The organism is Lysinibacillus sp. HST-98 (assembly GCF_016757845.1).
Taxonomy (GTDB): Bacteria; Bacillota; Bacilli; order Bacillales_A; family Planococcaceae; genus Lysinibacillus; species Lysinibacillus capsici.
Window position 1 is genome coordinate 95,208 of sequence record NZ_JAENHX010000006.1, and the last position, 12,199, is coordinate 107,406.

Below are 12,199 nucleotides of genomic sequence, written 5' to 3' on the forward strand. Positions count from 1 at the left end.
AAAGGATGCTTGTTAACCAAGCACCCTGAAAGATATTATCTCAATATAAATCGTTTAATAGACTCCTGTAAGGCAGATATTTCATCGGTTAAATCATTGGAAGATTCGCTAACGAGTTGTATTGCGCGTTGTTGCTCATCTACGGATGCTGTTACCTCTTCAGATGCAGCAGCATTCTTTTCACTAATCATCGCAATGCTTTCAATCGATTGCATAATCGTATTCTTAGAGCTATTTAAATATTCTACACTATCTGTCGTATCGCCTATAATGGCTATAATTTTTTCAACAGCTAATTTAATTTCTTTAAAGGATGATTCTGTTACCATGACAGAATCATTTTGTTGACTTACAATGATATGGGTTTTCTGCATTTCACCATTGACTAAGTTTGTTTCACTTTCAATGCCTTTTAGCGTTGTGCGTACTAGCTCAGTCGCTACAGAGGTTTGATCAGCAAGTTTACGTACCTCTTCTGCGACAACTGCGAATCCTTTACCATGTTCACCCGCTCTTGCTGCTTCAATAGAGGCGTTAAGTGCAAGTAAATTCGTTTGATCTGAAATCTCCGTAATCGTCCCCACGATGCCTTCAATTTCACGTACCTTGACAATTAAGCTACCAAATACAGACTGAATATTCTGAACGAGATTTGAAGACTCCCTCGACTTATCCTTTAAGCTTTCTAGATTAACTAGGCCTTCTTCATTTGATTTTTTCATATGCTGTGAGGCATCTAACATTAATTCATTTTTATCATGCAATCCTTCAATTTGCTGTGCAAATTCGATAGCCGTTCGGTTTGTATCCTCTGCATCAGATGCTTGCTTGACTGCACCTTTGGATACTTCATTGATTGCTTTGACGATTTCATCCCCATAGGCATTTGTTTCTTCAGCTACTGCGGTTAAGTTGGCTGATGTTGATTGTATTTCTACAATCGCTTCCTCCACATCTGAAATAAGTGTTTTAAGTTGATGTACCATTTCATTAAAGCCATCATTTAACTGTCCTATTTCATCGGAGCGCTGTAAATGCTCAATTTCAACCGTTAAATTCCCTTTTGCTACTTCACGTACACGTTTAGATAATTTTTGAACTGGTAATGCCAGATGTCTTGATACAAGAATGACAACGATTGTCCCAATAATGATAGCACCTACTAATGTCAAACCAATTACTATCAATAAAGAATTCGCCTCTGCATTAAAATCCTGCATATATGTACCTGATGCAATAATCCATCCCCAATGTGGATCTTTCTCAGAATAAATAATTTTATCGGCTAAGACATCCTGACCTGGTAGTTCAAATTCATATTGTGTAAAGCCACCACCATCAAGTGCCTTTTCAGTTACTTCTCGAATAAAGTAATTGCCACTGCTATCTTGGTCATTCCAAAGATTATCTCCTTCTCGTGTTGGATGTGTTGTTAATGTTCCCTTATCATCCAACACATAGATATAACCATATTCCCCTAAATCACCAGGATAATTAATAGGCCGTTTTCCTTCGCTATCTTTCGGACCAAGAAATGCTTCTCGTACTCGCTCCTGTGCAACCTCCAAGGGAATTTCACCCTTTTCAACACGCTCGTTTGCGAGCTCGATTAATTGCAATGCAGATTCAACACTATTGTAAAGTACCTGCTCTCCTATATCCTCCATCCCATTCTTAGCCTTACCATAACTAACTATACCAATTATTAAACTTGGAATAATTAGTAGTGCCAATGAAATAATAATCAATTTCCCCTGTATTGAACGTAAAAACTTCATACTTTAGCCCCCTATTTTCTTCGTTCAACAATATATTACTTTATATTATGTTATGGTTTGAAAGTTTTCACAATGGGTAAAGCACAAATTATTTTCTAATTTCCCTGAATATGGTTTGTTTTCATGCCTTTATGCTAACCTCTAGTTAAATTTTAAATGCCAAAAATCAAAAGAACTATTTCTCCATAAGACGTAAGCTTATAGAGAAATAGTTCTAAACTAATCATAATTTAAATGTATTAATCGTTTCTATAACCTCTTTCGATGTTTGATCTAATATTGTTACAACTTCATTTAATTCAGAAACCATGGTTACTTGTAAATCTGAGGCAGTTGCTACTTCCTTTGTTCCTATGACACTCTGCTTTGCAATAGCATTCATCTGTTCGGTAGTAGCTAATACTTCCTCAGAGCCTGCTGACATTTCTTCAATTACAGCAGAGTCATCTTGAATTTTATTATTCACCTCAAGAACAGATTGCAATATTTTCTCTAGACTTTCACCTATGTGTTGCACTGCTTTATTGCCTGCCTGTACATCTAGGGTACTACTAGCCATCTCTTGTAACGCTCGATCGGTAATTTTCTTAAAGCTTTCTAAATGCATGTGTATTTTGTCAGCAGATGCTTTAGACATCTCTGCAAGTTTACGAACTTCATCTGCCACGACCGCAAATCCTTTACCAGCTTCTCCTGCTCTTGCTGCTTCGATTGCAGCGTTTAAAGCCAGTAGGTTGGTTTGATCTGCAATACTCGTAATGATGGTCACCATCTCTTCAATTGATCGGAACTTATCACCCATTTCCTCGACATGATTAGCCGTACGTAAAACAGAAGATTCTACGTTTTGAATTTGAGAAACAACTTTTTGAGAATGACTAACACTTGTTTCCACAAGTCCCGTCATTGCTGATGATGACTCTGCAATTTCTGAAGTTGTATCAGCCAGTCGTTGAATACCAATTGACATCTCATTCATCGTTAATACAACCTCTTGATTATTTTGCTGCTGTTGCTCACTACCAGCAGCAATTTCGATAATTCGATCTGCAATTTGAGCGTTTGATTCTTCCACATGTTGAGAAGTCTCATCAATTTTTTGAACAACATTTTGTAAAGCAAATGTGCGTTGTTGAATCGTATGGAAAGTTTCTTTTAATTTTTGTAGTGATTCTCTGAAGGATTGTGCAAATATTGTAATTTCATTTGCTCCTTTTAACTGAATTTTCTCCACTTCTATCGTTGCCTTAGCAATATCTCCTTGAGCAAAACTTTGTGCTGCAACACCTAAATGTGCAAGGGGTTTTAATGCTCCATTAATATAACGATATAAGATGAACATAACAATACCAGTTAAAGCTAATATGACAATAATTAATGTAGGTAAAATAGCCGTTAATACGGCATTCGCAACATTGCTTACCTCTGTTGCTTCTATATCGACCCCAACAAAGGCAACAATATTCCCTGCCTCACCCTTTAATGGAACAGTACCAGATAAATAATCTCCAAAATCACTATGTAAAATAGCGGAATAATAACTTCCAGTATTCTTTACCTTTTCAATATCCTTGTAGTATGTGGTGGAGGATTCATCTCCTATAGCTCCAGCATTTTCTTGATCATCTACTGGCATACCGTCCACTAAAAAACGTACCTTTTTATCTTCCTGTGGTACTGCGAAAGTATAGGCATAGAGAACACCATTTACTTCACGTAATTCGTTTAGTTCTTCTCGAAGTCGCCAATATAACTCAGATTCTTTTGGTTCCTTTGAGAGTTGCTCATATTCAGCAGCATTTAGATGTTTTGCAATATTCTCAGCAAGTGCAACTGCCTGTGTTCCCATGGTTTTATTAACAGATGATTTTGCTGTGTAGATTGTTGTTATAACGAAAAAAGATAACAAAGCCACTAACATTACCAATGACATTAACACTATTTTATTACTTAATTTGCCTGACGCTCGCATACTTTCCTCCTTTAATATACTAATATCTTAGTAGTTCCTATTGTACTATTTTTTTAACTATTTCAACAATAAATCTATGATATTAAGCATATCCAAATAATTAATGCAATTAAAGTGGCGAACAGTGTCGGGATGGTAAGAATAACACCGATTTTAAAATATTGTCCCCAGCTAATTTTAATGCCTTTCTGGGCTAATATATGAAGCCATAGCAATGTAGCCAGTGAGCCAATCGGAGTCATTTTTGGACCTAAATTCGTACCAATTATATTTGCATAAATCAGCCCCTCTTTCATCATGCCGGATGCACTTGTTTCTGAAATTGCCAAAGCATCTATCATAACAGTAGGTAAATTGTTCATGACAGCAGACAAAATGGCAGCAACAAATCCCATCGTCATCGTTGCTACTACGAAGCCCTGCTGTATAGCTAGTTCTAATAAATTTGCTAATATTCCTGTCATCCCTACATTTTTTAACCCATATACAACCACATACATGCCAATTGAGAAGAACACAATATTCCATGGCGCTCCTTTTACAACTCTTTTTGTATCTACCACAGAGCTACGCTGTGCTAGCCATAAGAATATTGCAGCGACCCCACATAAAATAAAAGATACAGGGATGTGTAAAATCTCACCAGCTACGAAGCCCACTAATAGAATCCCAATTACATACCAAGCGATCGAAAATAATTTGGGATCTCGTATTGCCTGACTTGGTTGCTCAACTGCCTCAAGAGAATAATGTTGTGGAATGGAACGACGAAAAACAATGTAAAGTACTACTATACTTGCCACTAAAGAAAAGAAATTTGGTACAAACATATGAACTGCATAATCAATAAAGCCTATATCGAAAAAGTCAGCTGATACGATATTCGTTAAATTGCTAATAACGAAAGGTAAGGAGGTTGTATCTGCTATAAACCCACTTGCAATAATAAAGGGAAAGATCATTTTTTCACTCAAGTTCAGTTTTCTCACCATCGCTAAAACGATCGGCGTTAGTATTAAGGCACCCCCATCATTCGCAAACAAAGCCGATACAACAGCTCCAAGACAACTAATATAAATAAATAAGCGAATTCCATTTCCATTTGCAAGACGTGCCATATGTAGAGCCGCCCATTCGAAAAAGCCAATTTCATCTAAGATGAGTGAAATTAAAATAATACCAATAAATGATAGCGTTGCATTCCAAACAATCCCCGTTACCTCTAACACATCATGCCAGGTTACTACACCTATTAATAATGCAATAGCTGCTCCTATACAGGCAGACCAGCCAATTGATAGTTTTCGTGGTTGTACTATGACAAAAAATAATGTGACTAAAAATAAAATAATGGCTAAAGCAGTCTGCATCTTTTCCTCCCTAATTAAAAACCAGTAGCTTAAATGCTACTGGTTTACTCATTTTGTTAATGGTTTATTCGCCTAAATCTGCATTGTGGAAAACATTTTGTACATCTTCTAAATCTTCTAATGCATCAATTAGTTTTTCAAACTTCGCTACATCGTCGCCAGTTAAAGTCACTTCTGTTTGAGGCAACATAGAAAGCTCTGCTACTGTAAATTCTTCTACGCCTGCAGCCTTTAATGCTTCTTGTGTCGCAAAGAATTGGTCTGGCTCTGCATAAATAATTACCGCTTCTTCCTCTTCTAGAATATCGCGAGCATCAATATCAGCTTCCATTAAAATCTCTAGTACTTCATCAGCCGTTTTACCCTCTAAGCCAATAACTGCTGTTGAATCGAACATATAAGCTACAGATCCACTGACACCCATATTGCCGTTATTTTTACCAAATGCTGCACGTACATCAGAGGCTGTACGATTTACATTGTTTGTTAAAGCATCCACGATAATCATTGTGCCGGCTGGTCCAAAGCCTTCATAACGTAATTCATCAAAGCTTTCATCACCGCCACCTTTTGCTTTATCGATGGCTTTTTCTATAATATGTTTTGGAACACTGTATGTTTTTGCGCGTTCAAGCACTACTTTAAGTGCACGGTTTGACTCTGGATCTGGTTCGCCTGATTTAGCTGCCACATAAATTTCTCGCCCAAATTTTGCATTAATACGGCTTGTGCTTTGATCTTTAGACGCTTTCTTTTCTTTAATATTGTTCCACTTACGACCCATTGTTTCCACTCTCTTTCAAAAGATAAATTTATAAAAATAATAGATACGCAGTTGCATATCTGTAAATGGTAATTAAATACTTATCGTATCTTTACTCTGCAAATAATAACACAATGATGCTTACAAAGCTAGATATACCAATGTTTAAGGTAGCATTTTTCTAAAAAAATGGCTGTTAAAATTTACGATTTTAGCGCCATCTTACAACAGCTCTTGTTTAATTTTTGCTAGTAATGCCTGACAACCTTCTTGCACCAATTCATAGGTTTCCTGAAAATCACCTGTATAATAAGGATCCGGGACATCCTTGCGATGTGCTGTTAAATCTAAAAAACGAAAAATCTTTGGCGAGTTTGGTTGACCTAGTATTGTACGGGTATTACGAATATTGCTTTCATCCATTCCAATAATATAAGCAAACTTTTCAAAATCTGACTTTTGTAATTGTCGACCTTGCATATCTATTGTAGAAATACCATATTCACTAAGCTTATCCTGTGTTCCTCTATGTGGAGGTTCACCAATATGCCATGAGCTAATAGCAGCGGAATCCACTTCAATTTTATCTTCTAAATGCTCTTTCTTCACCAAGTCTCGCATGACCGCCTCAGCCATAGGTGAGCGACAGATATTACCTAAACATACGAAAAGTACTCGAATCATTTTATTCTCCTCCTACAACAAAGCACTCAAAATCAATTTGATTCTGAGTGCCATTTGCTTTTATTTTACGGGAATACGTTTTTGTAGTTCTTCTGTTAAAGCAACTAATTCATGCTCAAGGTGTTGAGTAAACTGCTCACGGCCTTCTTTACCCTTGCCTGTTACATAAAATGGCTTACCATAAATTAAATAGCCCTTACCTCGCTTCATTACATCACCCACATTACGTGCACCAACATAAGCAGCTGGAACAATTTGCGCCTTTGCCAACTGTGCGATGGTAATAGCCCCTTGTTTTAAATCTGTTCCTTCTGCACTACGTGTCCCGGAGGGGAAAATCCCTACAATTTTACCTTCCTTCAATAACTGCGAAGGAATTTTAATCACGCTTGGTCCAGGATTATCACGGTCTACTGGAAAAGCATTTAAATGCTTAACAAGCCAGCCAAGCCCTTTCATTTCAAATAATTGCTTCTTCGCCATAAAGTGAATTTCACGAGGGTACATGGCTACACCAAGGTTTAAAATATCAACATAGCCGGTATGTGTACAAGCTATAATAAACCCACCCTCTTTCGGCAAGTTTTCTTCTCCGTATACACGAGCCTTTGAACCCATTAATTTTAATATTACTTTGACAACATTTGCTGCTAGTTTATACACTGTTACATTCCTACCTTATTCAATAGTTATTCCCATTGTAATCGAAAAGACCAGTATACTGCAATTGCAGGTGACCAACTTAAACCTTCCCTACTAATAGATCCACATCAATCGTGATTTGATTTAGTTCAACGGCTGTTTGTTCTGCTTTATGCCACCCCATTGGTGTCATCTCTAATAGCGCGGGTACTAGCCCTTCTGAAAGCGGTAAAGTATACGTTACGCGTTCTACGTTTACCTCACGAAAACTATCTTGAAAACGAGCTACAATTTGTTCATTAGAGTAAGTTTCCTTGTTTGAATCTGCATATAATTGAGCACGCAGTTCCCGCAAATAACCACTTTGCGGTACAACCTTCACAAGACAGCCATTCGGTGTAAGAAGTCGTTTAAACTCCTCATAATTTGCCGGCGATAATATATTTAAAATGGCATCGAAACTCACTTGAGCAAATGGACTTTTAGCTAAATCCCCTACACACCAAATTTGTTGAGGATAATGACGTGCTGCAGCCAAAATGCCCTCCTTCGCTATGTCAATTCCAATGCCAATACCATGATCCCTATCATTCATAATGCGAGCTAAATGTGAGCCCTCTCCACAACCAGTATCAAGCACCGTTTTTGCAGAGCTTATAAGCTCACCGATTCGGGCTTCCACAGCATCATAAATCCCACTATCAATAACAGCCTTACGGGATTCAAAAAGGCTCTTACTATATTTAGAAGCGGCGCTATGTGTCAGCATATTGACATAGCCTTGTTTCGCAATATCAAAGGAATGGTTAGAAGCACAAACCAATCTCCCCTGCTCATAGACATGCATGGATTGCTGACAGATTGGACAAGCAAAAAGGGTGATATATTGATCCATTAATGCCGCCCCGATCGTACGTTTCGATAATGTGCCCATTTCTATGCCTCCTTCTTGTCGTTCGGTGATACAAGAGCATAACGCTCCCATTTACGACTTTTCCATCTAAAGTATACGATAATTGCCCGCACCCATTCATCTGCTGAAATGGCTAGCCAAATTCCGACCAAGCCCCAATCCAATACAAAGACAAATAAATAGCCAAGCGGCAGGCTCATGCAAACCATTGATAGAAAACCAATTTTCACTGGGAATCTAGCATCCCCAGAAGCGCGTAAAGAGTTAATGACAACGATATTCATCGTGCGACCAGTCTCTAGCAAAATACTTAATGCTAACACGGATGCCCCAATCTTAATGACTTCTGGATTATCAGTAAAAACCTGCATAAGGGGCTTACGGAATAGCGTAACGACTGCAACCATAATAATCGTAAAAACAAATGCTGCACGGACACTTTTCCATAGCTGATGATACGCCTCATCTTTTTCTCCTGCACCTACATGACGACCAATAATAATGGCTGTTCCTGTACCAATGGCAATCGCAAATAAATACGTAAACATCGAAATATTCATAGCATATTGTCGTGCTGCTAGTGTTTCTGCTCCTAAGTAAGTCGCATAATATAAAAAGATGATTTGGCAAAATTGATAAAGCACCTGTTCAAACGCAGATGGTAAACCAATGTTTAATATTTTCCTCACATATTCCTTTGAATACTCAAAATAATATTGTAACTTTACGCGCACTTCCATTACCTGATACAGCAACCAGAAAAATACTAGAACGGCTAATCCGCGACTAATGACAGAGGAAATAGCCGCTCCTTTCACACCAAGCTCTGGTAAACCTAAATTCCCAAAAATAAGACCGTAATTTAGCACAACATGTAAGATGTTCATGCCAAGTGAAACGTACATAGTTTGTTTTGTCCAACCATGTACACGAATAATTGCAGCTAGTGCATTAATAATAGCCTGTAGGAAAATAAAACTCCCGATGATGGCTAAGTAACTTTGTGCATAGTGAAGGACTTCTCCCTGCAAGTTCATCATTGTCATTAAATGTCTCGCAAAGAAGAAAAATAAAATACTCATTAAAAGCCCAACGACCAAATTCATCGTGACCGCTAACGCCGAGATCTTGGCCGCTTCAAAAAAGCGTCTGGAGCCTAAATATTGGGAAACAACAATAGATGCACCATTGCCCACTACTTCCAGAATCAAGATGGCAATATGGATATATTGATTGGCTGCACCTACTCCTGATACAGCATTATCTGATAAAGCACTGAGCATAAAAGTATCGGCTAGTCCCATCAACATAAATAGAAAAACTTCTAAGAAGATCGGCCATGTTAAATGGAATAGACTTAACTTATTTGTCTCTTTAATTGTGTCTGCCAATACTTTCACTTCTCCTATATTTTCTTAAAAATCTATTGTATCTTATCACAAATATTCAGACTGTAAAGAGATTTATAGGAAGACAGCGCTTCCACATAAAAAATCCCTCTCACATCGTGTGAAAGGGCCCTTTTTTAAATTAAGCAATAGGATTGTAATTGCTCTCGTTTTTCAAATGTTAGGCCAAATTCCTGCTCTAAAAACCCAGTCTTAGAACCATAGCGACGATCCATCTCATCCAATGCTGCTTGTAAATAGTCTTCACGGGCGGACATTAATGCATAAAATTGCTGTAGTTCTTGCTCATTATACTGATGCTGAATAGCCTGAGCCAGTCTTTCTACCATTGGACGTAAATGTATATTAGTATCTAAATAGTCCTCCATGATGGTCTCCTCAGGTACATCTAAAGCTAGTAAAATAAGTGCTCCTCCAATACCCGTTCGGTCCTTACCAACTGCGCAATGATGTACAAGACCTAGATTATCAGGGTTTTGAATCGTTTGCATTAACTCTTTAAATGAAAGATTGTTAAAAGGCATTTGTGCATAAAAATCTCGAAACATCTCAGGGCTTACCACTTTATAGAAATCTCTACCACCAGCATTGGTAGGCATTTCAAAAGCATGATTACCCTTCGCTGGGATTTGTATATATTGAGCATACGTGAACACTGGATTAGGATTATGATACGCCTCATTGTTATCGCGATAATCAAAAATGGTTTTAATCCCTAACGTTTCAAATAGCTCTTTATCTGCCAGTGTCATTTTTCCAAGAGCAGCTGAGCGGTAAAATAAACCATTCTTTACCCTACGCCCATCTTTTGTTTTATATCCACCCATGTCTCGGAAATTATAGACTGCTTCAAATGGAATTACCTTTGTCTCTAATTGCTCCAATCACTACACCTCCTAAGATTATTAAGCATACTTACTTTTATTTTAAAGAACAAACTACATTAATTCCAATTTTCACGCTAGGTAGTAATTTAAACCACATAAAAAATGCTAGCTGAATGGCTCGCAGCTAGCATGAAAACATTTCTTATTTAAATAACTCTGGGTACACAGCCTTCGCTACTAATTCTACAGCCTCACCAATACGCGGACCAGGTCGATTTGAGATATCTGTATCAATGGACAATACCGCTTTGTTTTGAATAGCTGTCACAGTATTCCAACCATCTCTTCCCAGAATTTCTCCTATTGGATCTTCTGTATAGTTTACTGTTGTTAAAATAACATCTGGATTTTTCGCAATAACATCTTCCTCACTCACTTTTGCCCAGCTATTCAAGTCAGAAAAAACATTATTAACATTAGCTGCATCTAATATTTCTTGCTGGAAAGTGCTAGAGCCTGCTGTATATATGTCTGGCTTAGGGCTAACCTCTAAATAAACATTTTTCGGCGTTTTTACGTCCTTCACCTTCATTTGTACTTCAGCAATTTTCGCTTTAATCTCTTCATTTAATTTATTTCCTTTATCAGCAACACCCATCACAGCAGCAATTTGTTCGATATCTCCATAAACATCATCAAAAGTAGTCGCAGATTGAATAACAAATACTTTAATTCCTGCGTTCTCAAGCGGCTTTAGTGCATCCTTATCACCGATTGTATAAGCAATGACAACATCTGGCTTTAACGCTATAATTCTTTCACTGTTAAAATTCGTAGTATCAGAGACACGTTCAATTTTTTGTGCTTCCTCTGGGTAAGTATCGTACTCAGTTGCTCCTACAATTTTATCGCCCACACCTAAAGCAAACAAAATCTCAGTATTACTTGGTTGTAAAGATACAACTGTTTTTGGTACTTCATTAAACGCTATTTCCACTCCACGGTCATCTGTCACTTTATAGCTTGTTTTCTCAACGTGTTGTGTATCCTGCGAGGCTTCTTTATTTTTTGTCTCTTCAGCAGTGCTACAGCCTGCTAATACCAGTGCAAGTAAGAGCACTGATAGCCATTGGAAATTAAATACTTTCTTCATTGTTATTCTCCTTTTTCTTTTTCATTGGGTAGGATTTACTAATAAACGGTATTTCCGCTATTCCAGCTTGCTGATTCATAAAAACAGCCATGACAAAACAGACATTAGCTAATAAACCAAGGTAATCGAAAAGAATAGCAGGAACCTCTCGTTCTTCTGATACTTTGTATAAAGTACGATATGATTTTTTTGCTTCACTGCGACAAAGATGTAAGGCTGCAGCGGCTTCTGTTCCTTGAGGTAAAACAAAACTTTGAATCTCTTCCTTCACATGGCGAACGTAAAAATCATAACGCTCACTTAACCAAGATAAATCCTCTTCAGTTACTGCTAATTTCCCACGAACTGAGCCATTCACATGATAAGCCATAGGTAACATACACAATAAATCCCCAGCAACAACTTGAACATCCTCTTTTTTTACCGCAGCTAATGCAACTCCTAGATGTGTTGTCAGGCTATCTGTTCGAATTTCAAAATCGACCGTTGAAGCTTTCTCACGCATAAATGGATAACAAGAATAACGGGCATCTTTTTTCACTGGTTCCCCCCCTATTTTCTATAATGAAAAATTCTTACTTGAAAGGCATAAAAAAAGTCGCTCCTTTTGCAAAGGAACGACAAAAATACAATATTGAGCCATCAAACTAGACAAAGCCTATGTATTTGCCGTATATCCTCCTAGCTT

At 37.6% G+C, this 12,199-nt stretch carries 11 protein-coding genes; all 11 read right to left on the minus strand.

Annotated elements, in window-relative coordinates; translation table 11 throughout:
• Window positions 1-35: 35 nt before the first annotated feature.
• Window positions 36-1,778 carry a methyl-accepting chemotaxis protein gene (locus JIN86_RS14715; protein ID WP_202342263.1) on the minus strand — a complete coding sequence of 581 codons (1,743 nt, stop codon included), beginning with the start codon at window positions 1,776-1,778 and terminating at the stop codon, window positions 36-38.
• A gap of 223 nt (window positions 1,779-2,001) precedes the next feature.
• Entirely contained in the window at window positions 2,002-3,750 is a 1,749-nt protein-coding gene (locus JIN86_RS14720) for a methyl-accepting chemotaxis protein (protein WP_202342264.1), read from the minus strand.
• Window positions 3,751-3,824: 74 nt separating this feature from the next.
• On the minus strand, window positions 3,825-5,120 hold the full coding sequence (locus JIN86_RS14725) for an arsenic transporter (protein ID WP_202342265.1): 1,296 nt from the start codon (window positions 5,118-5,120) through the stop codon (window positions 3,825-3,827).
• Between the two features lie 64 nt (window positions 5,121-5,184).
• Complete coding sequence (locus JIN86_RS14730) at window positions 5,185-5,904, minus strand: YebC/PmpR family DNA-binding transcriptional regulator (RefSeq protein WP_004231899.1); 720 nt, start codon at window positions 5,902-5,904, stop codon at window positions 5,185-5,187.
• 201 nt (window positions 5,905-6,105) lie between these two features.
• Window positions 6,106-6,567 carry a low molecular weight protein-tyrosine-phosphatase gene (locus JIN86_RS14735; protein ID WP_202342266.1) on the minus strand — a complete coding sequence of 154 codons (462 nt, stop codon included), beginning with the start codon at window positions 6,565-6,567 and terminating at the stop codon, window positions 6,106-6,108.
• A gap of 60 nt (window positions 6,568-6,627) precedes the next feature.
• Window positions 6,628-7,230 carry a lysophospholipid acyltransferase family protein gene (locus JIN86_RS14740; protein ID WP_004231896.1) on the minus strand — a complete coding sequence of 201 codons (603 nt, stop codon included), beginning with the start codon at window positions 7,228-7,230 and terminating at the stop codon, window positions 6,628-6,630.
• Between the two features lie 79 nt (window positions 7,231-7,309).
• The gene (locus JIN86_RS14745; RefSeq protein ID WP_202342267.1) at window positions 7,310-8,143 is read right to left on the minus strand and encodes a putative RNA methyltransferase; all 834 of its coding nucleotides are present in this window, start codon (window positions 8,141-8,143) and stop codon (window positions 7,310-7,312) included.
• A gap of 2 nt (window positions 8,144-8,145) precedes the next feature.
• On the minus strand, window positions 8,146-9,513 hold the full coding sequence (locus tag JIN86_RS14750; RefSeq protein WP_004231893.1) for an MATE family efflux transporter: 1,368 nt from the start codon (window positions 9,511-9,513) through the stop codon (window positions 8,146-8,148).
• A gap of 134 nt (window positions 9,514-9,647) precedes the next feature.
• Window positions 9,648-10,415 carry a tyrosine-protein phosphatase gene (locus JIN86_RS14755; RefSeq protein ID WP_004231891.1) on the minus strand — a complete coding sequence of 256 codons (768 nt, stop codon included), beginning with the start codon at window positions 10,413-10,415 and terminating at the stop codon, window positions 9,648-9,650.
• A 145-nt stretch (window positions 10,416-10,560) separates the two neighbouring features.
• Window positions 10,561-11,511, minus strand: coding sequence for an ABC transporter substrate-binding protein (locus tag JIN86_RS14760; RefSeq protein ID WP_202342268.1), 951 nt, complete (start codon window positions 11,509-11,511; stop codon window positions 10,561-10,563).
• The gene (locus JIN86_RS14765) at window positions 11,495-12,052 is read right to left on the minus strand and encodes a hypothetical protein (protein WP_202342269.1); all 558 of its coding nucleotides are present in this window, start codon (window positions 12,050-12,052) and stop codon (window positions 11,495-11,497) included. The genes JIN86_RS14760 and JIN86_RS14765 overlap by 17 nt, the downstream gene beginning before the upstream one ends.
• Window positions 12,053-12,199 lie beyond the last annotated feature (147 nt).